Origin of the sequence: Lysobacter sp. TAB13, assembly GCF_052113885.1 — a bacterium.
In the GTDB taxonomy this organism is placed as follows: domain Bacteria; phylum Pseudomonadota; class Gammaproteobacteria; order Xanthomonadales; family Xanthomonadaceae; genus Lysobacter; species Lysobacter gummosus.
Window position 1 is genome coordinate 76,715 of sequence record NZ_JBFRDR010000019.1, and the last position, 25,030, is coordinate 101,744.

Sequence of the window (25,030 nt, forward strand, 5' to 3'; positions counted from 1 at the left end):
GCCGCGATGAACGAATCGCTGAAGATCTTGCTGGTTGTCGCCTTCCTGATCGTCATTCTGTGGAACCTGGGTGCCGGGCTGTATTACATGCTGGTGGACAAGGGCCAGAGCAAACGCACCGTCAATGCCCTGACCCGCCGTATCGTCCTGTCAGTCGCGTTGATTCTGCTCGTGATCCTGGCGATCTACATGGGCTGGATCACACCGCATGGCGTGGGGTCCAATCCGCATTGACGCCGGCTGGCCGGGGTTGGCTGGCTGATGGCGTGGATGTGGCGCGGACTGCGGACTACGAGTGGCGGTAGCCGACGCCGGTAATGCGTCCGAGTAACAGCTTACGCGCCCCGAAGCCGACGACCTGCAACGACGACGCCTCTTACAAGACCGTCATTCCCGCGAAGGCGGGAATCCAGCGACTTCAAGCGTTCTCGCACGAAAGGCCCTAGATTCCCGCTTTCGCGGGAATGACGTCCTTGTAGTTACGCGAATGACCTTGTGGCTACGCGCAAACCCATACGCGCAAGCCTAAAGCGCTCTCTACAACCTCGGCCCAGACCAAGCGTCTGCGCCGCCGCCACCCAACCACCCGCCTTAAAAACGAAAGGCCGGCAGCGCCGGCCCTCGTTCTGCTTTGCCGATCCTGTCGCCGCGCTTACAGCACGTACACGAACAGGAACAGGCCCAGCCAGACCACGTCCACGAAGTGCCAGTACCAGGCCACCGCTTCGAACGCGAAATGGTTGTCCTTGTCGAAATGGCCCTTCAGGCAACGGAACCAGATGATCGCCAGCATCAGCGTACCCAGGGTCACGTGCAGACCATGGAAGCCGGTGAGCATGAAGAAGGTCGAACCGTAGATGCCCGAACCCAGGGTCAGGTTCAGCTCGGTGTAGGCGTGGATGTACTCCTCCGCCTGGAAGAACAGGAAGGTGCAGCCCAGCAACACGGTGATGCCCAGCCAGAACAGCAGCGCCTTGCGGTGACCGCCCTTGAGCGCGTGGTGCGCGGCGGTGACCGTCGAGCCGGAGGTCAGCAGGATCAGGGTGTTGAGCAGCGGCAGGCCCCAGGCCGGGATGGTCTGGTAGCTGCCGCCGACGCCGGCCGGGCCGCTGCTCGGCCAGGCCGCGCTGAAATCCGGCCACAGCAGGGCGTTGGTCATCACGCCGTCGCCGTCGCCGCCGAGCCACGGCAGCGCGAACTGGCGGGCGTAGAACAGCGCGCCGAAGAACGCCGCGAAGAACATCACTTCCGAGAAGATGAACCAGACCATGCCCATGCGGAAGGACACGTCCACCTGCTTGTTGTAGTGGCCGCGCACCGATTCGCGAATCACATCGCCGAACCAGCCGAACAGCACGCCGATCAGGAACGCGATGCCGACGAAGAAGGTGGGCTTGCCCCAGCTGACTTCGTTGAGCCAGCTGGCGACGCCGATCATGGTCGTGAACAGACCGATCGAACCGAGGAACGGCCAGCGGCTGCTATGCGGGACGTAATAGATGTTGGCGTCTGGCGTGTGAGCGTGGGCCATGGCGGCGTTCCGTAATTAAGTGGTGCTGAGCCAGCTCACGGCGCGGCCAGCGGCGAGGACGGCGTCTTGGAGACCGCGCCTTGCTGCAGCCGTGCGGTGAGCACGTCGTTCTTGAAGAAAGTGTAGGACAAGGTGATGGTTTCCACGTCGGCCGGAAGGTTCGGATCGACGATGAAACGCACCGGCATCTCGCGCACTTCGCCGGCCTGCAGGGTCTGGGCGGTGAAGCAGAAGCATTCGGTCTTGTTGAAATAGCCCGACGCGCGCGCCGGCGCCACCGAGGGCGAGGCGCTGCCGACGATGGCGCGGTCGGTGGCGTTGCGGGCGTGGTAGGTGGTCTCGTACTGCTCGCCCGGACGCACCTTCATGCTGAGCTGGTTGGGCTTGAAGTCCCAGGGCAGCTTGGAATTGACGCTGCCGTCGAACTGCACCGTGACCATGCGATCGGACACCGCGTGCCCGCCGCGATCGGCTTCGGCCACGCCGCGTTCCAGGCGGATGCCGAACACCTTCTCGCAGGCGATGCGGTACATCGGCACCAGCGCGAAGGTGAAACCGAAAGCGCCCAGCGCGACGAAGACCATGATCTTGGTCATCTTCGGACTGGCCTGCTTGCGCGCCTGATCGAGGTCGCGCTGGGCGAGCTCGCGCGAGGCGTCGTCGTGCTGCGGGCCGGACGTGTTCACTTGCCCATCCCGCCGACCACGCCGGCGACGATGAACAACACGTACACCGCCACCGCGGCCAGCCCGAACCACAGCGCGGTGCGGCGCGCGGCCGAACGGCGTTGGGCGAGATCGTGCTGGTCGCTGGGCTGGTTCATGGTCTCCGTCTCCGGGGCCGCGCCGCGATCGTCACCGACCGCCGCGCATGCCGCCGCGCCTGGATCAGTGAGTGATGTCGCCGTGGGCCAGATCGCCGTCGCGGATGACCGGCGGCGTGCCGAAGGTGTGGTGCGGCGCCGGGCTCGGCAACGTCCACTCCAGGCCGCGCGCGGCTTCCCACGAACGCGGCTCGGCCTTGGCGCCGGCGAGCTTCGAGTGCAGCAGGATGCCCAGCATCATGAACGGCGTCAGGAACATGCCGAACGCACCGATCGAGCTGACCAGGTTCCAGTCCGCGAACACCACGTTGTAGTCCGGGATGCGGCGCGGCATGCCGGCCAGGCCCAGGAAGTGCTGCGGGAAGAACAGCAGGTTGACGAAGATCATCGTCCACCAGAAGTGGATCTTGGCCGCCGTCTCGTTGTACATGCGGCCGGTCCACTTCGGCCACCAGTAGTAGACCGCGGCGATGATCGAGAACAGCGCGCCGGTCACCAGCACGTAGTGGAAGTGCGCGACCACGAAGTAGGTGTCGTGGTACTGGAAGTCGGCCGGCACGATGGCGAGCATCAGGCCGGAGAAACCGCCGATGGTGAACAGGATCACGAACGAGATCGCCCACAGCATCGGCGCCTCGAACGAGATCGAGCCGCGCCACATGGTGGTGACCCAGTTGAACACCTTCACGCCGGTCGGCACCGCGATCAGCATGGTGGCGAACATGAAGTAGATCTCGCCACCGAGCGGCATGCCGACGGTGAACATGTGGTGCGCCCACACGATGAACGACAGGAAGGCGATCGACGCGGTCGCGTAGACCATCGCCTGATAACCGAACAGCGGCTTGCGGCTGAAGGTCGGGATGATCTCCGACACCACGCCGAACGCCGGCAGGATCATGATGTAGACCTCCGGATGCCCGAAGAACCAGAAGATGTGCTGGAACATCACCGGGTCGCCGCCGCCGGCCGCGTTGAAGAACGAGGTGGCGAAGAACTTGTCGGTCAGCAGCATCGTCACCGCGCCGGCCAGCACCGGCATCACCGCGATCAGCAGGAAGGCGGTGATCAGCCAGGTCCAGCAGAAGATCGGCATCTTCAACAGGTCCACGCCCGGGGCGCGCATGTTGAGGATGGTGGCGATGACGTTGATCGCGCCCATGATCGAGCTGATGCCCATCATGTGGATGGCGAAGATGGCGAAGGCGACGTTGTTGCCGCCCTGCAGCGACAGCGGCGGATACAGTGTCCAGCCGCCGGCCGGCGCGCCGCCGTCCAGGAACAGGGTCATCAGCAGCAGGGTGAAGGCGAACGGCAGGATCCAGAACGACCAGTTGTTCATGCGCGGCAGCGCCATGTCCGGCGCGCCGATCTGCAGCGGGATCATCCAGTTGGCCAGGCCGACGAAGGCCGGCATCACGCCGCCGAAGATCATCACCAGCGCGTGCATGGTGGTCATCTGGTTGAAGAACTCGGGCTTCACGAACTGCAGGCCCGGTTCGGCCAGCTCGGCGCGGATCACCACCGACATGCCAGCGCCGATGATGAACATCACGAAGCTGAAGATCAGGTAGAGCGTGCCGATGTCCTTGTGGTTGGTCGAGAAGAACCAACGCTCGATGAAGCCCTGTTTGTGGGCGTGATCATCGTGGTGATCGGCGACGGGATGCGTGGCTGCCATGGCCTACCTCTGATTAATGCTTGACGATCAACCCGCGGTCGCGGCGCCCTTCGGGGCGGCGACCGGGGCGTCGGAATTCGGGGTGCTCGCAGCGGCCGGAGTCGCCGCGGCGGCTCCGGTCGGAGCGGCGGCAGGCGCAGCAACCGGGGTCGCCGGCGCGGCAGGTGCAGCAGCGGGCGCCGGCGGCGCGTTCTTGGCCTTCTGCTCGGCCAGCCACTGCTGGTATTCGGCCTTGGGCACCGCGCGCACGACGATCGGCATGAAGCCGTGGTCCTTGCCGCACAGCTCGGCGCACTGGCCGCGGTAGATGCCCGGTTCCTTGATGTCGGTCCAGGCCTCGTTGACGATGCCCGGGATCGCATCCTGTTTCCAGCCCAGGGCCGGCACCCACCAGGCGTGGATCACGTCGTCGGCGGTGATGACGAAGCGGATCTTGGTGTCGGTCGGCAGGACCAGGACGTTGTCCACGTCGAGCAGGTAGTGCTCGTGGTCGGCCTGGGTGACGTGCTTGCCGCTCTGGCGCAGCTGGTCGCTCTTGCGGTCCAGGCGGCTGGTGAAGGCCACGCCCTCGCCCAGATAGTCGTACTTCCACATCCACTGGTAGCCGGTGACCTTGACGGTCATGGCCGAGTCGCGGGTGTCGTACATCTTGATGAGCTTGCTGGTGGCGGGGAACGCCATCAGCACCAGCAGCACCACCGGCACGACCGTCCAGACGATCTCCAGCTTGGTGCTGTGGGTGAAGTCCTTGTCGGGCACCGCGCCCTTGGACTTGCGGAACTTGAACATGGCCACGGCCATCGCGCCGAAGACCAGGATGCCGATCACCACGCAGATCCACAGCGCGAGCTGGTGAGCCGAGTAGGCGTTCATCGATTGGGCGGTGACACCTTTGCCCATATTCAGCTGCCACGGCTTAGGGTCCGCAGCCTGAGCGAACGCAATGACTGGCAGCGCCATCGAGGCGATGCCTGCTGCCCACTGCTTGAAACGACCGGCTTTCATCAGTTCGAGCCCCGAAAAATCAGTGTGGTGATCTAACGCGCTCCGCGGGCTGCCTCAGCTCCCGGCACTGGCCGCGCCGACCAGGGCGAGGGACATGCGGGGGGCTAGAGGTGGCTGGCGAGCCCTGACCGGGCCCATCACGCCAGCATCGGCGCTACGGATAACCGAGAAATGGTAGCGGCCGCCCCGTCCTGCGGCAACCCGCCACTTGCGTCGAGCTTGCCGGAGCGGAAGCGCCCGGCGGCAGAAACGACGCGGTTTTCGCCCGATCGACGTCCGTTGTACAGCATGGCGGAGCGCGCGTCGCAAACGTGACCGGTGCAAGTTCCGGTGGCGATCGGCGCAGTCTTGGCGCGCCGATGCGACCTTGCCGAGCCGGTCGGTTCGCGCATCCGCCGCCGGTTCCGGGCCGCCCTTGCGCCGGCCGGCGTGCCGCCACCCTACTCCCGCGCACGGCGCGGCCGCCCCGCAGCCGGCCGAAAAAGAGCAGATGGCGCCCGAGATAAAGCTCTAAAATGGCGGACTTCCCACCCCTGTCCCGGGTCCGATGTCCACCAACGCCTCCTCCGCCGTCGCCAGCGACGGCCCGCCGCCGCGCCCTGGCACCCCGCCGCCGCACGCGATGATCAGCCCCGAACTGCCGCCCGCGCCCGAGGGCGCGCGCGCCGCGCTCACCCGCGGCTGGGTGCGCGACGAAGCCGAGCACGTGCGCTATCTGCTCGAACTCGCGCGCCTGCCCGACGCCGACCGCGACGCCGCCCAGGCCACCGCGGCCGATCTGGTCAAGCGCGTGCGCGCCCGCGCCCAGGATCAGGGCGCGATCGAAGCCTTCATGCGCCAGTACGACCTGGGCAGCGACGAAGGCGTGCTGCTGATGTGCGTGGCCGAGGCCCTGCTGCGCATTCCGGATCAGGACACCGCCGACAAGCTGATCCGCGACAAGCTCGGAGAAGCCGACTGGAAGCGGCATCTGGGCCAGTCGGACTCGGTGCTGGTCAACGCCTCGACCTGGGGCCTGATGCTGACCGGCAAGCTGGTCGATCTGGCCGACGACACCAAGCGCGACGTCCACAACGCCTTCAAGCGCCTGGTCGGCCGCGTCGGCGAGCCGGTGATCCGTCTGGCCGTGCGCCAGGCGATGCGGATCATGGGCCACCAGTTCGTCATGGGCCGCACCATCGGCGAGGCGCTGTCGCGTTCGAAGAAGGGCGACAACGCCAATTACCGTTATTCCTTCGACATGCTCGGCGAAGGCGCGCTGACCACCAAGGACGCGCTGCGTTATCTGCAGGCGTATCGCGACGCGATCCATGCGATCGGCAAGAGCGGCAACTACAAGAACGCCGACGTGTTCGCCACGCCGTCGATCTCGGTCAAGCTCTCCGCGCTGCATCCGCGCTACGAGCACGCCAAGCGCGAGCGCGTGTTCGCCGAACTCATCCCGCGCGTGCTGGAACTGGCGCAGCTGGCCAAGGGCTACGGCATCGGTTTCACCATCGACGCGGAAGAAGCCGACCGCCTGGAGATGTCGCTGGACGTGATCGCCGCGGCGTACAGCGACAAGTCGCTGGACGGCTGGGAAGGCTACGGCCTGGCGATCCAGGCCTATCAAAAGCGCGCGCCGGAAGCGATCGACTTCATCGCCGAGCTCGCCCGCAAGACCGGCCGCCGCATCCCGGTGCGCCTGGTCAAGGGCGCGTACTGGGACAGCGAGGTCAAGCGCGCCCAGGTCGATGGCCAGGCCGGCTATCCGGTGTTCACGCGCAAGCCGAACACCGATGTGTCCTACCTCGCGAACGCGCGGCGCATGCTCGAAGCCAGCGACGCCATCTACCCGATGTTCGCCACCCACAACGCGCAGACCATCGCCACCATCCACCGCCGCGCCAAGGCCATGGGCCGCGAGCAGCACTTCGAATTCCAGAAGCTGCACGGCATGGGCGACGACCTGTACGCCGAAGTGATCCCGGCCGACCGTTTGAACGCGCCCTGCCGCGTGTACGCGCCGGTGGGTTCGCACGAGGACCTGCTGCCTTACCTGGTGCGCCGCCTGCTGGAAAACGGCGCCAACTCCAGCTTCGTCAACCGCATCACCGACGAAGCCATCGCGATCGACGACCTGATCCAGGATCCGGTCCAGACCGTGTCCGCCTTCGACAGCATCCCGCATCCGCGCATTCCGCTTCCGGCCGATCTCTACCGCAGCTTCGGCTTCGACAGGACCAATTCCATGGGCGTCAATCTCGCCAACGATCAGCAACTGCAGACCCTCGCCGAGCAAGTCAACGCCGCCGCGACCGCCGACTGGCGCGCCACGCCGCTGGTACCGGGCGCGAGCGCGACCGGTCCCGACATCGCCGTGACCAACCCCGCCGACCGCCGCGAAATCGTCGGCCAATGGAAGGCCGCCGACAGTGCCACGGTCGAGCTGGCGCTGAAGAACGCGGTCGCCGCGCAGGAGTCGTGGGACACGATGCCGGCCGCCAGCCGCGCCACCATCCTCGAACACGCCGCGACTCTGCTGGAAGAGCGCATGCCGCAATACATCGCGCTATGCACCAAGGAAGCCGGCAAGACCATCCCCGACGGCGTCGCCGAAGTGCGCGAAGCGGTCGATTTCCTGCGCTACTACGCGGCCCAGGCACGCAAGCTGTTCGCGCCCGAAGCCCTGCCCGGCCCGACCGGCGAATCCAACACCCTGCACCTGTCCGGGCGCGGCGTGTTCGTCTGCATCAGCCCGTGGAACTTCCCGCTGGCGATCTTCGCCGGGCAGATCTCCGCCGCGCTCGCCGCCGGCAACAGCGTCATCGCCAAGCCGGCCGAACAGACCAATCTGATCGGCTACTACGCGGTCAAGCTGCTGCACGAAGCCGGCGTGCCCGAAGCGGTGCTGCAGTTCCTGCCCGGCGACGGCGCCACCGTCGGCGCGGCGCTGACGAAAGACCCGCGCGTGGCCGGCGTGGCCTTCACCGGTTCCACCGACACCGCGCGCGCGATCAACCGTTCGCTGGCCGCGCGCGACGCCGCGATCGGCGTGCTGATCGCCGAGACCGGCGGCCAGAACGCGCTGATCGCCGACTCGTCCTCGCTGCCGGAGCAACTGGTCAAGGACGCGATCGGTTCGGCCTTCACCTCGGCCGGCCAGCGCTGCTCGGCCGCGCGCGTGCTGTTCGTGCAGGAAGACATCGCCGACAAGGTCACCACCATGCTCGCCGGCGCCATGGCCGAGCTGAAGGTCGGCGATCCGGGCCTGTTGTCCACCGACGTCGGCCCGGTGATCGACGAAGACGCGCTGAAGATGCTGGTCGATCACGCCGCGCGCATGGACACCGAAGCGAGCAAGATCGCCGAAGTGCCGGTCGATGCCGGCAGCGCCCACGGCAGTTTCTTCGCGCCGCGCGCGTATGCGCTCAAGTCGCTGGATCAACTGCATAAGGAAGTGTTCGGCCCGGTGCTGCATGTGATCCGCTGGAAGGCCGATCAGCTCGACGCGGTGATCGATTCGATCAACGCCACCGGTTACGGCCTGACCCTGGGCATCCACTCGCGCATCGACGAGACCATCGACCGCATCAGCACGCGGGTGAAGGTCGGCAACTGCTACGTCAACCGCAACCAGATCGGCGCGGTCGTCGGCGTGCAACCCTTCGGCGGCCAGAACCTGTCCGGCACCGGCCCCAAGGCCGGCGGCCCGCACTACCTGCCGCGCTTCACCACCGAGAAGACCATCACCGTCAACACCACCGCGGCCGGCGGCAACGCCTCGCTGCTGACCCTGGGCGATTGATCGGCGCGCGCGGCGGGGGTATCGCTCCCGTCGCGCGGTTGCGGCACCGCTTGTGCGACACATCGAAACGGCGCGGCCTTCGGGCGGCGCCGTTTTCGTTTGCGGGCCTATCAGGGATGACCCTAGCTAGGGTCCGTCCCGGCTTTCCCGACGCGGCGCGGCGCGGAACACTGCGCTGCAAGTGCAGTCAGGGGGCTGCTCTCCGATTACCGGTTTCCTCGAATCCGACGGGAGAGTCTCCAATGATCCACAACATCGTCCGCGGCGACACGCTGTCGGAAATCGCGATGCGCTATCACACCAGCGTCGATCGGTTGATGTCGCTCAACGCGCAGATCAAGGATCCGGACCTGATCTACGCCGGCCGCACGCTCAACATCGACGGCCGCGCGGGGCCCGGAAACACCGGCGTTCAAGGCCCGGAAAAGACCGGCCGTCCCAGTGGCACCGGCAGCGGCAACGCCGCGGCGATCGCCAAGCAGTACCTCGGTCGCGACGCCAGCGACCTCAAGCGCAGCGGCGAGCTGCCGATGAATCCGAACGTGCCCAGCAACGTGTGCTGCGCCAACTTCGTCACCGCCTGCCTGCAGAAGGCCGGTGCGATCAACTGGCATACCGATTCGGTCGCGGTGCTGCGCGACAAACTCAGCGCCGAAGGCTGGAAGCGCGTGGACGTGAGTCATGCCAAGCCCGGCGACGTGGTCATCATGCAGAACTCGCGGCAATCGCACACGGTGCTGTTCGCCGGCCTGGACGGCAACGGGCGGCCGCAGTTCATCGGCTCGAACAACCGCAATGCCGACGGCACGCAGGAAATCAGCTGGGGCGGGGCTTCGGGGGATTGGTACATTCTGTCGAAGCCCTGAGTCGCTGCTGGGCTGCGTCTTCTCCAGTTACCGAAGTACGCCCCCACTGCGACTTACTTATCTACCGTCATTCCCGCGAACGCGGGAATCCAGGGCCTTTCGTGCGAGAACGCCTGAAGTCGCTGGATTCCCGCCTTCGCAGGAATGACGGCTGGTTGGATCGTCGGCAATCGCGTCGATGGCCGCAGTCAGACAACCTCGACCACCAGACGAAACATCGACGCGAACGAAAGCCACGCCCCTCAGGCCAGACCATTCGCTCCGATCAATACCCAAACAAACTAGCCGGCGCACCGTACTGCTGCGGCCACGACTCCCAGGCCACATCGCCCGGCGCGACCGCCTCGGCGACCAGACTCCACCGATCGCCGTTGCGCTTGAACAAAGCCGCATAGGTGTCCGACATCCCGCCCGCCGCGGCCTGCTCGGCATACACGCTCGCGCTCCAATCGGGCCGGCGCCCGTCGGCGCCGCGCATCTGCGAGCGCATGAACGCCCAATCGCCCTGGCGATCGAGTTCGTCGATCTTCAAGTTCAAGGCTAGGCCGGTGGCCTTGCGCGCATGCGGCGTGGCCAGGTCCAGCAGGATCGCGTAATCGGCATCCCCAGGTTGCAAGGCCTGCAGGCGGGACTGGGCGAAAGAAGAATTCATGGCGGCTCCCAAGTCGAGGAACACAGCGAGCGACAAAGCCACAATAACAGGGCGCGGCATGAGCGGACTCCACAACTTTGCGATCGGCGCGCCGCGTCGCTCACCAAGCGCCGCGGCCGTGCCCGAGCCTAGCGCTTGCTCGCGGCGCGAGCCTGCGACGGGCATCGCAGATAAGCTTGACTGCGCGCGCGAAACCGCGCCGCGCTTGCTGCGAAAATAAGCCGCCCGCTCGCGTCATCGGCGCGAGCCGCCCACCCGGGAGATACGGATCATGTCCTGCAAATCCTTGTTGTCCGCGTCGCTGCTGTGCGCGCTGACCGCCTGCGCTTCCTTGGCGCCGCTGCCGGTCAAACCCGGCGATCCCTCGGCCTGCGCCGAACGCCGCGCCGACCGCGTGCTGTTCGGCATGAACAGCCCCGACGGCCCGGTCAGCGAAGCGCAGTGGCAGGCCTTCCTCGCCGAATTCGTGACTCCGCGTTTTCCCGCCGGCCTCACCGTGTATCAGGCCAAGGGCCAGTGGCGCGGCGACAGCGGACAGGTCGAACAGGAAGATTCGCGCGCGATCGACCTGATCCACGAGGACACCGCCGAAGAACGCAAGCGCGTGGTCGAGATCGCCGACGAATACAAGCGTCGCTTCAAACAGGAAGCGGTGTTGATCGTGAGCGCGCCGGCGCGCGCGTGCTTTGCGCAGCAGTCGGCGCGTACAAAGACTGCGGGCTGATCTACCGTCCCGCGGCGGTCGGCCCCGACAACCCCATCGCCGCAGCACGCCCCCCGCAACATGCGAGGGCCCGCTTTTGTGGGAGGGGCTTCAGCCCCGACGCTTTCCGATCAGCCCCGACCAACCCGGCCCCGACCTCACCGACTGAAATCGGTCCGCCGCTCCAACTGCAGCAACTCATCGCCGACCGCTTCGAGCTTGGCCGCCACCAGCGTCTGCGCATCGTAAAGACCTCGGTTGTAGTAATAGCCACCGATTTCCTCCGAAATGAAATCGATCAAGAACTCCGCGTCGAACCGGCCGATCTGCTGATTCAGCTCATCGTTGAAATAGCCTTGCAGCTTGGCGACGATCGACGCCTTTTCCGCATCGGTGAACTTGATTTCGGCCATATCCGTGTCTGCTCGTTGCGTGAAGCCATACGATAACCGCCGCGCACGCATCGCGGTCGCCGGCCTCAACCCGCCGCCGGCCCGTCGATGCGCGAGCCCCAATCCTCGACCGCGCCGCGCTCCAGCCGCATCTGCACCAGCTTGCGCCACGACGGCACCAGCGGCAGCGCCTGCGCCGCGCGCAGCTCTTCGAAATCCAGGGTGCGCGTGTACAGCATCGTGGCGATGCGTTGCAGCGTCCATTGCGGCCACGCGCGCTCGACCAGCTCCAGCGTGTCGCCGGCCGCCGCCTCGCCGCTTTCGATCACCCGGTAATACCAACCGGTGCGGCCGCTGGCCTGCACGCGCCGCGCCATGTCGGCGATGCCGAAGCGATCGTTGAGCTTCCAGCACGGCTGCCGGCCCTGGCTGACTTCGAGCAGGACGCCGCCGATGCGATAGCGATCGCACAGGCAGACCTGCGCCTCGGTGAGGCCTTCGCCGCTGAAGTTTTCCCCGAACGCGCCGGGCGCGCGCAGCAGCGCGTGATCGCCGATGTCCTCGCGCCAGGCACGGTAATGCTCGCGCGGATAGTGATGCACGGCCTTGTCGGGCCCGCCGTGCACGCGGCGGTCGCCCTGCTCGTCGCCGTCCACGCCCGCTTCGCCGATATGCACGCGGCCGGCGAACGGCGTCTTGGCGATCGCGCTGACGCTGCCCGGGCGCGTGTAAGGCCGCGCGCGGCCGCGCAGCAGCGAGTCGATGACGGTGCGGGTTCGGATCATGGCGAGGACGCTCCCGGATGACATCGCGGCCGGCGCGGCGTATCGCCGGTGCGTCGCGCTCGGGCGCCGCCATCAGGACGGCGCCGCCGCTCGGATACCGCCATCCTCGCATCGCCGCAAAAGAAAAACCCCGCCGAAGCGGGGTTTTTCGTTCAGCGATACGGCGTTGGATCAGAACTTGTACTGAGCCGCGATGCCGAACAGATCGGCGTGGCCCTTGAACTTGCCGACCAGGGTCGAGCCGCTCGAGGACACCACGTTGACGTCCGGGCTGTCGATCTGGATGCGGGTGTAGGCCGCATCGACGCTCAGGTGCTCGTTCGCGTTCCAGGTCAGGCCCAACGAGTACAGGGTACGGTCGTTGTCGGGCAGACGCGGGGTGCGGTGCGTGTCGTTGGTCGGCGACTCGTCCTTGGCCACACCGCCGCGCAGGGTGAAGGAATCGTTGAAGTCGTACTCGGCGCCGAGTGCGTACATCATCGTGTCTTCCCACTTGAACTGCTCGCTGGTGATCAGCGTGCCGTCGGCGCGCTTGATATCGACGGACTGCAGCGAATGCCAGTCGGTCTTCTGCGCGTCGAACATCATGCGGAACTGGTCGGTGAACTTGTACGACACGCTCAGCGTATCGGTGCTCGGCGTGGTCAACGCCGCGCCGCCGGGGCCGCTGTTGTAGGTGTTGATGCCGCGCGCGGCGAACAGCGCCGCCACCGAGCCGGGCTTGGTGAAGGTGATGTTGCCTTCCAGGTCGTGGTCGATTTCCGAGCGGTGCGAGTAACCGATCGCCAGCGCGTCGGTCGGCTTCCACTGGAAGCCCAGGATCCAGCCGATACCGGTGTCGTCGCCCTTGACCTTGGCCAGACCGTCGTTCTTCTGCGGGCCGAACGGTGCGGCGACCGGGTTCGGCGTGACGCAAGCGGCGACCGAGACGCGGCAGATCGCCGAGCCGAAGTCCACCGCGTTGGTCAGGGTCGCTTCGGCGCGCTCGTAGATGAAGCCGGCGCCGATCGAGAAGCGATCGGTCAGCTTGATCGCGGCCGACAGCGTCAGATCGATGGTCTTCACTTCCGACTCGATCGCGTTGTAGCGGCCGACCCAGTCGCTGTCGTATTCGGTCTTCAGGCCGAACGGCGCGCTGAGCTGAGCGCCGAGAGTGAGCTTCTCGAAGGCGCCGTGCAGCGGTACGACGATCGACATCGCCGGAACGGCGGTGATGTCGCCCGGGTCGCCGCCGTTGCCGCCGGTCAGCGAGCGCGCGAGCGGGGTGCCGGCCGCGGCGCTGCCGCCGCCGGTGAACTTGGCGGTCAGATCGATCGCGGTCACGTCGCCACGGATGGTGACGGTATCCAGGTTGACCATCGCGGCCGGATTATTGGAAACGACCGAGGCGTCGTTTTCCGAAACCGCGCTGCCGGCGAATGCGCGGCCCTGGTTCTTGACGCTGTTCTCGCGAATCTGGAAACCGGTTGCACCGGCCGAACCGAAAGTGATGACGCCAGCGATACCGAGCGCGAGCGCGGTCAGGCGGGTGTAGCGGTGTGAGGGTTGCATGCGTGTAGTCTCCGTTGGAGTATTTTTCGTCTGACTCGGCCGTGTGCACGCAAGCCGCCGAAGCGACCCTCGTGCCGCCGGAAACCCCTCCCGACGTACGACGCCGTATGCACTATAGCGCGGCTATTAACCGAACGCTAACAATACGCCCAACCCCGCAAACCCATCCCGTACCGATGTCGCAAACCCAGGTTTCACAGAGACTTACGTCGTATTTCTGCCTTAACAGGGGCACCGTCCGCGTGCCCGGCCGGCGGGGCTGAACGGTGTTCGTCTCGATTCCCTCGCGCGAGCGCACCCGGCTGCGCTGGGCCACCCCGCTGCTGTTCGCGCTGCTGTGGATGTGCTTCATCGTCTCGGCCGTGGTCCTGCCCGATCCCGAGCAGCGCCGCCTGATGGTCGAATGGGGCGCGTTGTCGGGCGGCCTGTCCAACCCGGAGGCGTGGTGGGACGCGATCCGCGACGGCAGCGTGCTGCGTCTGTTCAGCGCCTTGTTCCTGCACGCCGACTGGGCGCATCTGCTCGGCAACCTGGTGTTCCTGTTGATCTTCGGCCTGCCGGCCGAGCGCGCGATGGGGCCGTGGCGGTTGCTGGCGCTGTTCCTGTTCGGCGGCGCGGTGGCCAATCTGGCCGCGGTGATCGCCATCGCCACGCCGGACCGGCTGATCATCGGCGCCAGCGGCGCGGTGTCGGCGCTGATCGGCGCATACCTGGCGCTGTTCCCCAGCGCCAAGCTCGGCGTGGTGGTGCCGCTGGGGTTGTTCCTGCAGTTCGTGAAGGTGCCGGCGCCGTTGTTGATCGGGGTGTGGGCGCTGCTGCAGGTCGTGTTCACCTTCATCGGCCCGGCGTTCGGCGCGGTGGCGTGGTCGGCGCATCTGGCCGGATTCGCCTTCGGCGGCGCGTTCGCGCTGATCGCGCGCGCCGGCATCGCGCGGCGGCTGCGGCGCAAGCGTGGATACTGAAGGGCCGGGAATCGGGAATGGAGAATCGGGAATCGTAAAAGCCGTGGTGGAACACTATCGCCCTTGTGTTGAAGTCGCGAACCCCAAGGTAATTTCAGTTCACGGCGTGACCGTTTTTACGATTCCCGATTCCCGATTCCCGATTCCTGATTCTCCATTCACGCTCCCCGGCCTCCCATGCCCACTCTCTACAAAGTCACCTTCCTCAACGCCGGTAAGATCTACGAGCTGTACGCGCGCAAGATCGCCTCGGGCACGTTGTGGGGTTTCACCGAGATCAGCGAGCTGGTGTTCGACCTGCACGAGGGCGTGGTGGTCGATCCCACCGAAGAACGCCTGCGCGATGAGTTCGGCACCACGCGGGTGCTGCATCTGCCGATGCAGAGCATCGTGCGGATCGAGGAAGTCGAGCGCAAAGGCCAGTCGGCGATCCGCGACGCGGCCACCGGCGAAAAAGTGGTGACGCCGTTTCCGTTTCCGGCCAAGCCGCGCTGAGCGGTTAGCGCGCGTGAGTTCGCATCCGCAACTTCGGGATAGCGACACAATCACAAACCGCGAAGCCACGACGTCTTTTGTAGGAGGGGCTTTAGCCCCGATGCTTTTCTATCAGACCTCGACAGACTTGCCTTGTCGGAACGAAAAGCATCGGGGCTGAAGCCCCTCCTACAAAAGACTTCGCGCAAACGAAAACACCCGGCCGGGGCCGGGTGTTTTCGCAATCTCGAGCAATCGCCGAACCGCTACCGCTCAGCGCCGGTTCGCGCTCGGCGTCGCGCTCTTGCTCACCGCGGTCGGCACCTTGGCGCCGGCCGGTTTCTTCAGTTCCGCCAACGCCGAGGCGATCGGCGCGTCGCCTTCGAGCACTTCGCCGGCGTTGCTGCCCGGCGCGTCTTCTTCGTCGCCGTGCAGATGGCCCGGCAGGGTCGCTTCGGTGTAGCTCGGGCGGCCGTCGTTGTCCGGCGTCTTCGGCGCGCGGATCACCACGTCGGGAACGATGCCCAAGGCCTGGATCGATTTGCCGCTGGGCGTGTAGTAACGCGCGGTGGTGAGCTTGACCGAATCGCCGTTGTCCAGCGGCAGCACGGTCTGCACCGAGCCCTTGCCGAAGGTGCGGCTGCCGACCACGCGCGCGCGGCCGTTGTCGCGCAAGGCGCCAGCCAGCACTTCCGAGGCGCTGGCCGAACCGGCATCGACCAACACCACCAGCGGCGCGCCGTCGAGGCGGTCGCCCGGGGTCGCGCCGAACTCGGCGTCGCTGATCGCGATGCGGCCGCGGGTGCTGACGATCTTGCCGCTTTCGAGCATGTCGTCGGCGATCTGCACCGCCGCGGTCAGCAGGCCGCCGGGATTGCTGCGCAGGTCCATGATCAGGCCGCGCAGTTTTCCGCCGGATTGGGTTTTCAACTTCTCCAGTTGGGTCTCGAAATCGGCGGCGGTGTCGGCCTGGAACGCGGCGACGCGGATGTAGCCGTAACCCGGTTCAAGCATGCGGCCCTTGACGCTGGCCACGCGGATGGTTTCGCGCGCGACGGTGACATCGAACGGCTTGTCGCGGCCTTCGCGGATGATGGTTAGTACCACCTTGCTGCCGGCCGGGCCGCGCAGCGGGCCGGAGCTGTCGGCGTCATCGACCTTGAACGGCTTGCCGTCGATGGCGGTGATCAGATCGCCGGCCTTGATGCCGGCGCGGGTGGCGGGCGTGTCGTCGATCGGCGAGATCACGCGCAGGGTGCCGTCGGGCTGGCGCTGCAGTTCCACGCCGATGCCTTCGTAGTTGCCGCGCGACTGTTCGTCGAAATCCTCCGCGGCGACCTTGTCGAAATAGACGCTGTGCGGATCGAGATCGAGCAACAGGCCGCGGATCGCCGAATGCATCAGCTTGGCGTCGTCGACCGGTTCGACATAGGCCTGTTTCACCGCGTTGTAGACGGCGACGTAGCGACGGATTTCGTCGATCGGCACCTTGGAATCGGCGTCGTCTTCGCCCTTGCCCGGCTTGCTCTTGGCCTTGGCCGTGGCAGGCGCCTGGGCCGGAGGCACCGGCGCGGCCTGATCGTCGCTGTCGTCGTCGTTGCCGGGCTTGGCCGCCGGTGTGCTGTCGGCGGGTTTGGGCGCGGCGGCGGGCTTGGGCGGCGACGCCTGGGCCGGCGCCGGACTTGCGGGCGCGACGGCCGGCTTGGGCTCGGGCGCCTGCTGGGCCATGGCCGGAACGGCGCTCAGCGCCAGGACGAGCGGTAGCCAATTACGCAGAGGGTGACGCAAGGACATGCACGGCGCTCCGAAACAGGTAGCGGTTGGACCGCAAGGCGCGGGCCGGGTTCGATGGATTATCTGCGCACGTTAAGCGGGGCGGTTGCAAGCTTTTGTTAAACCCGTCGCGACGCGCCGCGGACGATTCATCCGCGGCGGCTTTTGAGGCGATAAACCTTGCCGGATCGGCAGGTTCGGGCGGTTGCGGCGCGGCCTGAGCCCGGCACCGCGATCGGATCAGCGCCGCAGCCAGGTGTTGGGATTCACCGGCTGACCGCCGCGCCGCAGTTCGAAGTACAGCGCCGGCCGGCCGTGGCCGCCGGAACTGCCGACGGTGGCGACCGCATCGCCCTTCTTGACCGTCGCGCCGGCGTCCTTGAGCAAGGCGTCGTTGTTCGCGTACAGGCTCATGTAACCGTTGCCGTGATCGACGATCAGCAGCAGGCCGTAACCGGTCATCCATTCCGAATACACCACGGTGCCGTCGCCGACCGCCTTGACCGTGGCGCCGGCCGGCGCGCCGATCAGCAAGCCTTCGCTGCTGCGGCCGTCGGGCATGGTGCCGCCGAAACCGGCCAGCAAGGCGCCGGACACCGGCCAGCCCAGACCGCCGACCTGCGGCGCGGGCGCGCTGGCGACCGCGACCGGCGGCTTGCGCACCGGCGCGGGTTTGCCGCTCGCTGCCGCCGCGGCCGCGGCGCGGGCTTCGCGCGCTTCGCGTTCGGCCTTGGCCTTGGCGGCAGCGCGGCGCTGCGCTTCGGCGCGCGCGGCGGCGGCGCGCAGTTTGGCCAGCAGTTGTTCCAGGCCCTTGGCGTCGCGGCCGAGCTCGCGTTCGCGCGTGCTGCGGTCCTGATATTTTTCGTTGATCTGCGCGACCAACGCAGCACGCGCCTTGCGGTCCTTTTCCAACTGGCTGATCTGGCTGCGCTGCTGCTTGCGAGTGCTGTCCAGACTGGCCCGACGCTCGACGATCTGCCGCTCCAGCGTGTCCAGCTCACGTAACTGCGTGCTGAGTTCGTTGATGCGCTTGGCGCGATCGCGCTGCACATAACCGTGATAGGTCAGGATGCGGCCGCTGTCGGCGACGCGGTCCTGCGACAGCAGCAGTTTCAGCGGCGCGTCGTTGCCTTGCGCGTAGGCCGCGCGCAGCAGCCGCGCCAGCTCCTGGCGTTGCGAACCTAGCTTGGTGTTGAGCGCGTCGCGCTTGGCCTGCAACTGCTTCATCGACGCCTGCTCGCGCGCCAGCCGGGTTTCGATGTCGCGAAGGGCGCGGTTGGAATGGCCGACCTGTTCGTCGGCCGCGCGCAGTTGCTGGGTGGCGTCGCCGCGCTGGCCTTCCAGCTTGCGGCGTTCGTCGGCGACCGATTTGAGTTCGGTCTTGATCTTCTCGAGCTTGCGCTCGGCTTCGCGGCTGGTGCTCTGCGCCGCGGCGTGCGCGGCCACGGGCGCGGCCAGCGGCATAACCGCCAGCCATGCGATGAGCCACGCGCGCGCGAACCGCATCAGGGCTGCAACAGGCTGCGGCCGGTCATCTCGGCCGGTTGCTCGATGCCGAGCAGATCCAGGATGGTCGGCGCGACGTCGCGCAAGGCGCCGCCGCTGCGCAAGCTGCCCTTGCGCGGTCCGAGATAGATCAGCGGCACCGGGCCGACGGTGTGCGCGGTATGCGGCTGGCCGGTGGCGGGGTCGCGCATCATTTCCAGATTGCCGTGGTCGGCGGTGATCAGCAGCGCGCCACCGACTTCGCGTACCGCCGCGACGATCACGCCGATCGCCTTGTCCACCGCCTGCGCGGCCAGGATCGCCGCCTGCAGATCGCCGGTGTGGCCGACCATGTCGGGATTGGCGATGTTGCAGATCGCCACGTCCACCGACTGCGTGCGGATGGCCTCGGCGAGCTTGGCGGTGACTTCCGGGCAGCTCATCTCCGGCTGCAGATCGTAGGTCGCGACCTTCGGGCTCGGCACCAGGATGCGGCTTTCGCCTTCATAAGGGTCTTCGCGACCGCCGCTGAAGAAGAAGGTGACGTGCGCGTATTTTTCCGTCTCGGCGATACGCAGCTGGGTCAGGTGATGGGCCGCCAGCAACTCGCCCAGAGTGTTGTGCAGATCGTCCGGGCCGAAGGCCACCGGCGCCGGCAGGCGCGCATCGTATTCGGTCAGGCAGACGAAGCGCGACAGCTTCGGCCGGCGCGCCGGGTAGCCGTCGAAATTCGGATCGACGAAAGCGGCGGTGAGCTGGCGCGCGCGGTCGGCGCGGAAATTCATGAACACCACCGCGTCGCCGTCGGCCATCGGCTTGGCGTCGCCGATCACGGTGGGGGCGACGAACTCATCGGTTTCGCCGCGCGTATATGCCGCGTCCAGGCCTTCCTGCGCGGTCGCCGCGTGTTGCTCGCTGTCGGCTTCGACGATCGCGTTCCAGGCGCGCAGTTGGCGATCCCAGCGCTTGTCGCGGTCCATCGCGTAGTAGCGGCCGCTGATCGACGCGATGTGAGCGTTGCCGGCGGCGGCGCAGACTTCTTCCAGCCGTTGCAGGCTCGGCGCGGCCGACTTGGGCGGCATGTCGCGGCCGTCGAGGAAGGCATGCACGGCGACGCGGGCCACGCCTTCGCGGCGGGCCAGGTCGATCATCGCGAAGATATGGCGTTCGTGACTGTGCACGCCGCCGGGCGAGAGCAGGCCCATCAGGTGCAAGGTCGCGCCGGCCGACTTCGCCGCCGCGCAGGCCGCGCGCAGTTCGTCGTTGGCGAAGAAGCTGGCGTCCTCGATGGCGGCATCGATGCGGGTCAGGTCCTGATAGACGATGCGGCCGGCGCCCAGGTTCATGTGGCCGACTTCGGAATTGCCCATCTGCCCGTCCGGCAGGCCGACGTGGCGGCCTTCGGTGTGGATCAGGGTGTGGGCCTCACTGGCCTCCAGCGCGTCCCAGTTCGGCAGGGTGGCCTGGGCCAGGGCGTTGTCGGTCGGATCGTCGCGGTGGCCCCAACCGTCCAGGATCAGCAGCACTACGGGCTTGGGTCGGGGAGTCGCTGACACGTGGGGGATTCCTAATATGACGAGGGGCAGGGGCCGCCGCGGGCGGGTTCTGCGATTGTAGCGAAGCGGGCGATGAAGCCTCGGGGAACGGACGATCCGTGCCCGGACGACATCGCCGGGTGCGACGCAAGTGCTTGATCCGGCAAATCTACGGCACGAATCATCGCTAAAGATGCCTTCGGGTTAAACCGTTTGCGCACTCGCCGCATCTGTTTGCTTGCCCACTCAGACAATGGAACATGCCATGACGCGCACTCGCCTCACCCTCGCCCTGTCGCTGATGACCGCCCTGAGCCTGGCGGCGCCGCTGGCTTTCGCCGACGACGGCATCAGCAAGGTCAACGGCAGCATCTCGGTAGGCTCCAGCGAACGCCGCGGCGACCTGGAGACCGTCAACGGCAGCATCAAGGTCGGCGACAACGCCCGGGTCGAAGACGTCCAGACCGTCAACGGCGGCATCGTCATCGGTTCCAGCACCCAGACCGGCGGCCTGGAAACGGTCAACGGCGGCATCCGCGCCGGCACCAACCTGACCGCGACCGCCGGCCTGGAAACGGTCAACGGCAGCATCTTCGTCGATCGCGGCGGCACCGTGCGCGGCAAGGTCAGCACCGTCAACGGCGCCATCGGCCTGGTCGATACCGACGTCACCGGCAGCATCGAAACAGTCAACGGCGACCTCACCGTCGGCGTGGATTCGCACATCAGCGGCGGCATCCACTACAGCAAGCCGCACGGCCTGAATCTGCCCGAGCGCCGCGCCCCGCGCGTGATCATCGGCCCGAATGCGCGCGTGGACGGCAGCCTGGTGTTCGAGCGCGAGGTGGAGCTATATGTCCACTCCAGCGCGAAGACCGGTTCGATTAGCGGCGCTACGGCGATTGCGTTCAATACGCCTACGCCGCAGTTCAAGTAAGGGTTTTGCCCCTCGCCTCGATTCCATTCCTCCTGCGGTTTCTTTTGGTCGAAGATAAGGAGTCGGGCGAGGGCGGGCTTGCGAGCTTTTAGCGCCATCTCCCCAGACCGTCATTCCCGCGAAGGCGGGAATCCAGAGACTTCAGCGTCATCCTTCCAGAACGTCATTCCCGCGAACGCGGGAATCCAGCGACTTCAAACGTCCTCGCACGAAAGGCCCTGGATTCCCGCGTTCGCGGGAATGACGGTAGGTAGGTACGTTGGCTCTGGTGTCTGGTGTCTGGTGCATGAGGCCCTGGACTCCAGGCCCTGGACTCCAGACTCTGGCATCCCGGCTCCGACTCCCCACCCCACCACCGTTCGGCGAACCCGCTCGATCGGACAACACACGCCCGAGCCTGCACCTAGAATGGACCTCCCCCACCCCCGGCCCACGAGCCGCTCCTGGAGGTTTCGCTCTTGTCCCGAACGCCCCTGTCCCGAACCACCCCGCTGCTGAAAGCCACCTCGCTGGTCGCCGCCGCGCTGGTCCTGTCGGCCTGCAACAAGCCCGCCGGCACCGCCGAAGCGCCCAAGCCGGCCGAACAACCGGCCGCGCAGACCGCCGCGCCCGGCGATCACGCCTTCGACGCGGCCATCAACGCCGCCGACTTCGCCCAACACGTCAAGATCCTGGCCTCGGACGAATTCGAAGGCCGCGCGCCCGGCAGCGCCGGCGAGGAAAAGACCGTCCAATACCTGGAAGCGCAGTTCAAGCGCCTGGGACTGAAACCCGGCAACGGCGACAGTTATTTCCAGACCGTGCCGATGGTGGAAACCACGGCCGATGAAACCGCCTCGCTCAAGCTCGACGTCAAGGGACAGGCGCGCGAGTTGAAGTTCGGCAGCGACATGGTCGTCGGCACCCGCACCGGCCAGCCGGAAGTGAAGATCGACGGCAGCGACCTGGTCTTCGTCGGCTACGGCGTCAACGCGCCCGAGCAGCAGTGGAACGACTACGCCGGCGTCGATGTGAAGGGCAAGACCGTCGTCATGTTCGTCAACGACCCGGGTTTCCACGGCCAGGACGCGACCTTGTTCGAAGGCAAGCGGATGACCTACTACGGCCGCTGGACCTACAAGTTCGAAGAGGCCGCACGCCAGGGCGCGAAGGCCGCGCTGATCATTCACGACACCGCCGGCGCTTCGTACGGCTGGGAGGTCGTGAAGAACTCGTGGTCCGGCGCGCAGTTCGATCTGCCGGCCAAGGACGATCCGGAACCGCGCCTGCCGGTGCAGGGCTGGATCACCAACGAAGCCGCGCGCAAGTTGCTCGGCGATCTGGGCCAGAACCTCGACCAGTTGTATCAGGCCGCCGGCAAGCGCGGCTTCAAGGCAATCGCGCTGCAGGCCAAGGCCTCGGTGGATCTGAAGAGCAAGATCAGCCAGAAGGCCTCGCGCAATGTGATCGCGCGTCTGGACGGCGCCAAGCGTCCGGACGAAGCCATCGTCTACATGGCGCACTGGGATCACTTGGGCAACCATACCGGCGAAGGCGGCCACGAAGGCCACGGCGCCGATGCCAAGACCACCGGTCCGGACACGATCTACAACGGCGCGGTCGATAACGCCTCGGGCGTGGCCGGCATCCTGGAAATCGCCGAAGCCTTCACCAAGCAGACGCCGCCGCCGGATCGCTCGCTGCTGTTCCTGGCGGTGACTTTGGAAGAATCCGGCCTGCTGGGTTCGAAGTACTACGTCGCCCATCCGACCGTGCCGCTCAACAAGACCGTCGCGGTGATCAACCTCGATGCGATGCCGATCATCGGCAAGGCCCGCGACATGACCGTGGTCGGCTACGGCAGCTCGGAGCTGGAGGACATCCTCAAGACCGTCGCCGACGGCCAGCAGCGCGTGCTGCATGCCGAGGGCACGCCGCAGGACGGCTTCTACTTCCGCTCCGATCACTTCAACTTCGCCAAGGCCGGCGTGCCCGCGCTGTACGCCAAGGGCGGCGACGACCTGCTCGACGGCGGCGTGGAAGCCGGCCAGAAAGCGCAGATCGATTACCGCGACAACCGCTATCACAAGCCGGCCGACCAGTTCGACCCGGCCTGGAAGCTCGACGGCGTGGTCCAGGATCTGGACGCGCTGTACGGCGTCGGCAAGACCCTGGCCGGCAACGAGCAATGGCCGAACTGGTACGAAGGCAACGCCTTCCGCGCCGCGCACGACAAGCTGATGGCGCCGGCGAAGTAAGCCGCCGCCGGCCGCCGGTCGCGTCCCGATCAGTCCAGCGATCGGGCCGCCCGCGGCCGCAAAGCGATCCGACGACGGCGCCCGCGGGCGCCGTCGTTTTTTCCGCTAGGCTGAGCGCACCGCCGAACGCGGTTCGCCCACGAAGGAACGCGCATGTCCATGACCCTCGCCTATTGGTGCCTGCTGATCGCCGCGCTGATGCCCTACCTGTGGGCCACGGTCGCCAAGGCCAACGGCAAGCGTTACGACAATCGCGACCCGCGCGCCTGGCAGGCGCGGCAGGACAACCCGCGTTCCAACGCCGCCTACGCCGCCCACCTCAACGCCTTCGAAGCCTTCGCCCCGTTCGCCGCCGGCGTACTCGCCGCGCAGATGGCCGGCGTGGACACGAACTGGATCGTGATCCTGTCGATCGTGTTCGTGGTCTGCCGCGTGCTGCACGGCGTGTTCTACATCGCCGGCAAGGCGCCGCTGCGCAGTCTGGTCTGGGCAATCGGTTTCCTCTGCGTGGTGGCATTGCTGGCGCTGGCCGCGTTGGCCGCGATCTGATCCAAACCACGGCGCCATCGCCCTAAGCATTCCGCAGAGTTCCGCATGTCCCCGGCTCCGATTTTCGATCACGATGAATTCGCGCAATCGCTGCGCGACGACGGCTTTCGTTTCGTCGCCGGCGAGGACATGCGCACACACCTGCAAGAGCACGGCTCACTGCAGGACTGGAACGTATTCGCCGACAGCTGGAACGATCTCGCGCCCGACGCTTACCTGGCCCGCGTCGGCCAACAACGCCGGCGCCGCCACGCGGTATTCCGCGCCGGACGCGAGGGCGCGATCGAACGCCGGCCGCATCAGCCGCATTACCAGAGCCTGAGCTACAACACCTTGCAGGGCGACATCGAGCGCTGGTTCGAACCGGTGCGCGACGATATCGCGCAAGGTCAGACGCTGGGCACCGTGCTCGCGTTCTGCCGCGATTTCTTTTCCGCGCTGGCGCCGCAAACGCCGGCCTGGCATATCGAACTGCACCAGTTCCGCATCGAGGCGCGCAGCGATCAGGACGGCCAGCCCACGCCCGAGGGCGTGCATCGCGACGGAGTGGACTACGTGCTGGTGCTGCTGATCGACCGTCACAACATCGTCAGCGGCACGACCACCATCCACGACGGCGATCGCCGCCTGCTGGGCAGCTTCACCCTGACCGCGCCGTTGGACGCGGCCTTGGTCGACGATGCCCGCGTGTTTCATGGCGTCACCGCGGTGACGCCGCTGGACCCGGAGCGCGAAGCGCATCGGGATGTGTTGGTGGTGACGTTTCGGGGTGAGGGTACGCCTGCTTCGCATTGACAGGGCTCTCCAGCCGGACCCGGCGCTGTCGCGGCTCCAGCGGTTCGGTGTTGGTTGGAGGAATGCGTTTCTTCGACATTCCCACCTGTCGTCGGCCGGCCGGCCGGCCGATAAAGCAGGCTTAGTTACTTCCAGACAAATTTCACTGTTGAATAGGAAGCGACGCTCCGGCTGATTCGCCGACGCCGCCGCCCTTTGATTACAACAGTCGAATTCAGCCGAACATTCCGCCCAGTTGGCAAAGCTAACGGGATCGCTTAAGGATTCGACGGATTACGCCCTCCACGGATGCGGCGAATCTACAGAGCGCGTTCAAGGATTCATCGAATCCGCCGGCGCGCCATCCGCGGCTAAGGCGGATTAACTCCGCGCGGGAATTAACTCCCGAAGTAACTGGAACCACGGAAGTAACTCGGGCGAAGTGGCCGGTGGTAGTAAGTTTCCCGCGCGCAAAGAAAAACGCCGCAACCAGTGGTTGCGGCGTTTTAGGGTAAAGCCCCTGGCGAT

At 66.5% G+C, this 25,030-nt stretch carries 23 protein-coding genes; 10 read left to right on the forward strand and 13 right to left on the reverse strand.

What is annotated here, in order from left to right; translation table 11 throughout:
* Positions 1–6: 6 nt before the first annotated feature.
* Positions 7–234 carry a twin transmembrane helix small protein gene (locus AB4Y92_RS19650; RefSeq protein WP_057941396.1) on the forward strand — a complete coding sequence of 76 codons (228 nt, stop codon included), beginning with the start codon at positions 7–9 and terminating at the stop codon, positions 232–234.
* A 418-nt stretch (positions 235–652) separates the two neighbouring features.
* On the opposite strand, the gene AB4Y92_RS19655 is transcribed toward AB4Y92_RS19650, so the two are convergent.
* The 6 genes from AB4Y92_RS19655 to AB4Y92_RS19680 all read right to left on the reverse strand — a co-directional run bounded on the left by AB4Y92_RS19655 (position 653) and on the right by AB4Y92_RS19680 (position 5,432).
* The gene (locus AB4Y92_RS19655; RefSeq protein WP_441821193.1) at positions 653–1,531 is read right to left on the reverse strand and encodes a cytochrome c oxidase subunit 3; all 879 of its coding nucleotides are present in this window, start codon (positions 1,529–1,531) and stop codon (positions 653–655) included.
* Between the two features lie 35 nt (positions 1,532–1,566).
* Positions 1,567–2,217 carry a cytochrome c oxidase assembly protein gene (locus tag AB4Y92_RS19660; RefSeq protein WP_441821194.1) on the reverse strand — a complete coding sequence of 217 codons (651 nt, stop codon included), beginning with the start codon at positions 2,215–2,217 and terminating at the stop codon, positions 1,567–1,569.
* Positions 2,214–2,354, reverse strand: a complete 141-nt coding sequence (locus AB4Y92_RS19665) for a hypothetical protein (RefSeq protein ID WP_441821195.1) — start codon at positions 2,352–2,354, stop codon at positions 2,214–2,216. The genes AB4Y92_RS19660 and AB4Y92_RS19665 overlap by 4 nt, the downstream gene beginning before the upstream one ends.
* Positions 2,355–2,418: 64 nt before the next feature.
* Positions 2,419–4,035 (reverse strand): cytochrome c oxidase subunit I, encoded by a 1,617-nt coding sequence (gene ctaD / locus AB4Y92_RS19670; protein ID WP_441821196.1) that lies wholly within the window; start codon positions 4,033–4,035, stop codon positions 2,419–2,421.
* 27 nt (positions 4,036–4,062) lie between these two features.
* Positions 4,063–5,040 carry a cytochrome c oxidase subunit II gene (gene coxB / locus AB4Y92_RS19675; protein ID WP_441821197.1) on the reverse strand — a complete coding sequence of 326 codons (978 nt, stop codon included), beginning with the start codon at positions 5,038–5,040 and terminating at the stop codon, positions 4,063–4,065.
* Between the two features lie 137 nt (positions 5,041–5,177).
* Positions 5,178–5,432 (reverse strand): hypothetical protein, encoded by a 255-nt coding sequence (locus AB4Y92_RS19680; protein ID WP_441821198.1) that lies wholly within the window; start codon positions 5,430–5,432, stop codon positions 5,178–5,180.
* A gap of 230 nt (positions 5,433–5,662) precedes the next feature.
* On the opposite strand from AB4Y92_RS19680, the gene putA reads away from it, so the two are divergent.
* On the forward strand, positions 5,663–8,827 hold the full coding sequence (gene putA, locus AB4Y92_RS19685) for a bifunctional proline dehydrogenase/L-glutamate gamma-semialdehyde dehydrogenase PutA (RefSeq protein WP_441821215.1): 3,165 nt from the start codon (positions 5,663–5,665) through the stop codon (positions 8,825–8,827).
* Positions 8,828–9,069: 242 nt separating this feature from the next.
* Entirely contained in the window at positions 9,070–9,693 is a 624-nt protein-coding gene (locus tag AB4Y92_RS19690) for a LysM peptidoglycan-binding domain-containing protein (RefSeq protein WP_441821199.1), read from the forward strand.
* 265 nt (positions 9,694–9,958) lie between these two features.
* On the opposite strand, the gene AB4Y92_RS19695 is transcribed toward AB4Y92_RS19690, so the two are convergent.
* The gene (locus tag AB4Y92_RS19695; RefSeq protein WP_441821200.1) at positions 9,959–10,345 is read right to left on the reverse strand and encodes a hypothetical protein; all 387 of its coding nucleotides are present in this window, start codon (positions 10,343–10,345) and stop codon (positions 9,959–9,961) included.
* 271 nt (positions 10,346–10,616) lie between these two features.
* Between AB4Y92_RS19695 and AB4Y92_RS19700 the strand changes: the two genes are divergently transcribed.
* Positions 10,617–11,069 carry a DUF3574 domain-containing protein gene (locus tag AB4Y92_RS19700; RefSeq protein ID WP_441821201.1) on the forward strand — a complete coding sequence of 151 codons (453 nt, stop codon included), beginning with the start codon at positions 10,617–10,619 and terminating at the stop codon, positions 11,067–11,069.
* Between the two features lie 137 nt (positions 11,070–11,206).
* Here AB4Y92_RS19700 and AB4Y92_RS19705 read toward each other — a convergent pair whose 3' ends face one another.
* From AB4Y92_RS19705 to AB4Y92_RS19715, 3 genes are all read right to left on the reverse strand, one after another.
* A complete protein-coding gene (locus AB4Y92_RS19705) occupies positions 11,207–11,461 on the reverse strand; it encodes a DUF2164 domain-containing protein (RefSeq protein WP_057941389.1) in 255 nt (84 codons plus the stop codon).
* 65 nt (positions 11,462–11,526) lie between these two features.
* Complete coding sequence (locus AB4Y92_RS19710; RefSeq protein ID WP_441821202.1) at positions 11,527–12,225, reverse strand: MOSC domain-containing protein; 699 nt, start codon at positions 12,223–12,225, stop codon at positions 11,527–11,529.
* A 171-nt stretch (positions 12,226–12,396) separates the two neighbouring features.
* The gene (locus AB4Y92_RS19715) at positions 12,397–13,776 is read right to left on the reverse strand and encodes an OmpP1/FadL family transporter (protein WP_441821203.1); all 1,380 of its coding nucleotides are present in this window, start codon (positions 13,774–13,776) and stop codon (positions 12,397–12,399) included.
* A gap of 266 nt (positions 13,777–14,042) precedes the next feature.
* On the opposite strand from AB4Y92_RS19715, the gene AB4Y92_RS19720 reads away from it, so the two are divergent.
* Complete coding sequence (locus AB4Y92_RS19720) at positions 14,043–14,738, forward strand: rhomboid family intramembrane serine protease (RefSeq protein ID WP_215056195.1); 696 nt, start codon at positions 14,043–14,045, stop codon at positions 14,736–14,738.
* Between the two features lie 177 nt (positions 14,739–14,915).
* Entirely contained in the window at positions 14,916–15,233 is a 318-nt protein-coding gene (locus AB4Y92_RS19725) for a DUF1820 family protein (protein ID WP_057941385.1), read from the forward strand.
* Between the two features lie 252 nt (positions 15,234–15,485).
* Here the strand turns inward: AB4Y92_RS19725 and AB4Y92_RS19730 are convergent, their stop codons facing one another.
* The 3 genes from AB4Y92_RS19730 to gpmI form a co-directional block, all read right to left on the reverse strand.
* On the reverse strand, positions 15,486–17,006 hold the full coding sequence (locus AB4Y92_RS19730; RefSeq protein ID WP_441821204.1) for a S41 family peptidase: 1,521 nt from the start codon (positions 17,004–17,006) through the stop codon (positions 15,486–15,488).
* Between the two features lie 219 nt (positions 17,007–17,225).
* Positions 17,226–18,491, reverse strand: a complete 1,266-nt coding sequence (locus AB4Y92_RS19735; RefSeq protein ID WP_441821205.1) for a murein hydrolase activator EnvC family protein — start codon at positions 18,489–18,491, stop codon at positions 17,226–17,228.
* Positions 18,491–20,026: a 2,3-bisphosphoglycerate-independent phosphoglycerate mutase gene (gene gpmI, locus AB4Y92_RS19740; protein ID WP_441821206.1), complete on the reverse strand. Its 1,536-nt coding sequence runs from the start codon at positions 20,024–20,026 to the stop codon at positions 18,491–18,493. The genes AB4Y92_RS19735 and gpmI overlap by 1 nt, the downstream gene beginning before the upstream one ends.
* 244 nt (positions 20,027–20,270) lie before the next feature.
* On the opposite strand from gpmI, the gene AB4Y92_RS19745 reads away from it, so the two are divergent.
* The 4 genes from AB4Y92_RS19745 to AB4Y92_RS19760 all read left to right on the forward strand — a co-directional run bounded on the left by AB4Y92_RS19745 (position 20,271) and on the right by AB4Y92_RS19760 (position 24,523).
* Entirely contained in the window at positions 20,271–20,942 is a 672-nt protein-coding gene (locus AB4Y92_RS19745) for a hypothetical protein (RefSeq protein WP_441821207.1), read from the forward strand.
* Between the two features lie 458 nt (positions 20,943–21,400).
* A complete protein-coding gene (locus AB4Y92_RS19750) occupies positions 21,401–23,179 on the forward strand; it encodes a M28 family metallopeptidase (RefSeq protein WP_441821208.1) in 1,779 nt (592 codons plus the stop codon).
* Positions 23,180–23,332: 153 nt separating this feature from the next.
* Positions 23,333–23,728 carry an MAPEG family protein gene (locus AB4Y92_RS19755; protein ID WP_441821209.1) on the forward strand — a complete coding sequence of 132 codons (396 nt, stop codon included), beginning with the start codon at positions 23,333–23,335 and terminating at the stop codon, positions 23,726–23,728.
* 45 nt (positions 23,729–23,773) lie between these two features.
* Complete coding sequence (locus AB4Y92_RS19760) at positions 23,774–24,523, forward strand: 2OG-Fe dioxygenase family protein (RefSeq protein WP_441821210.1); 750 nt, start codon at positions 23,774–23,776, stop codon at positions 24,521–24,523.
* Positions 24,524–25,030 lie beyond the last annotated feature (507 nt).

Excerpts from the sequence above, each read along its gene's own strand:
- AB4Y92_RS19650 (WP_057941396.1), top strand. The coding sequence starts at position 7 with ATGAACGAATCGCTGAAGATCTTGCTGGTTGTCGCCTTCCTGATCGTC.
- AB4Y92_RS19655 (WP_441821193.1), bottom strand. The coding sequence starts at position 1,531 with ATGGCCCACGCTCACACGCCAGACGCCAACATCTATTACGTCCCGCAT.
- AB4Y92_RS19665 (WP_441821195.1), bottom strand. The coding sequence starts at position 2,354 with ATGAACCAGCCCAGCGACCAGCACGATCTCGCCCAACGCCGTTCGGCC.
- ctaD (WP_441821196.1), bottom strand. The coding sequence starts at position 4,035 with ATGGCAGCCACGCATCCCGTCGCCGATCACCACGATGATCACGCCCAC.
- coxB (WP_441821197.1), bottom strand. The coding sequence starts at position 5,040 with ATGAAAGCCGGTCGTTTCAAGCAGTGGGCAGCAGGCATCGCCTCGATG.
- AB4Y92_RS19680 (WP_441821198.1), bottom strand. The coding sequence starts at position 5,432 with ATGCGCGAACCGACCGGCTCGGCAAGGTCGCATCGGCGCGCCAAGACT.
- putA (WP_441821215.1), top strand. The coding sequence starts at position 5,663 with ATGATCAGCCCCGAACTGCCGCCCGCGCCCGAGGGCGCGCGCGCCGCG.
- AB4Y92_RS19690 (WP_441821199.1), top strand. The coding sequence starts at position 9,070 with ATGATCCACAACATCGTCCGCGGCGACACGCTGTCGGAAATCGCGATG.
- AB4Y92_RS19695 (WP_441821200.1), bottom strand. The coding sequence starts at position 10,345 with ATGAATTCTTCTTTCGCCCAGTCCCGCCTGCAGGCCTTGCAACCTGGG.
- AB4Y92_RS19700 (WP_441821201.1), top strand. The coding sequence starts at position 10,617 with ATGTCCTGCAAATCCTTGTTGTCCGCGTCGCTGCTGTGCGCGCTGACC.
- AB4Y92_RS19705 (WP_057941389.1), bottom strand. The coding sequence starts at position 11,461 with ATGGCCGAAATCAAGTTCACCGATGCGGAAAAGGCGTCGATCGTCGCC.
- AB4Y92_RS19710 (WP_441821202.1), bottom strand. The coding sequence starts at position 12,225 with ATGATCCGAACCCGCACCGTCATCGACTCGCTGCTGCGCGGCCGCGCG.
- AB4Y92_RS19715 (WP_441821203.1), bottom strand. The coding sequence starts at position 13,776 with ATGCAACCCTCACACCGCTACACCCGCCTGACCGCGCTCGCGCTCGGT.
- AB4Y92_RS19725 (WP_057941385.1), top strand. The coding sequence starts at position 14,916 with ATGCCCACTCTCTACAAAGTCACCTTCCTCAACGCCGGTAAGATCTAC.
- AB4Y92_RS19730 (WP_441821204.1), bottom strand. The coding sequence starts at position 17,006 with ATGTCCTTGCGTCACCCTCTGCGTAATTGGCTACCGCTCGTCCTGGCG.
- AB4Y92_RS19735 (WP_441821205.1), bottom strand. The coding sequence starts at position 18,491 with ATGCGGTTCGCGCGCGCGTGGCTCATCGCATGGCTGGCGGTTATGCCG.
- AB4Y92_RS19745 (WP_441821207.1), top strand. The coding sequence starts at position 20,271 with ATGACGCGCACTCGCCTCACCCTCGCCCTGTCGCTGATGACCGCCCTG.
- AB4Y92_RS19755 (WP_441821209.1), top strand. The coding sequence starts at position 23,333 with ATGTCCATGACCCTCGCCTATTGGTGCCTGCTGATCGCCGCGCTGATG.
- AB4Y92_RS19760 (WP_441821210.1), top strand. The coding sequence starts at position 23,774 with ATGTCCCCGGCTCCGATTTTCGATCACGATGAATTCGCGCAATCGCTG.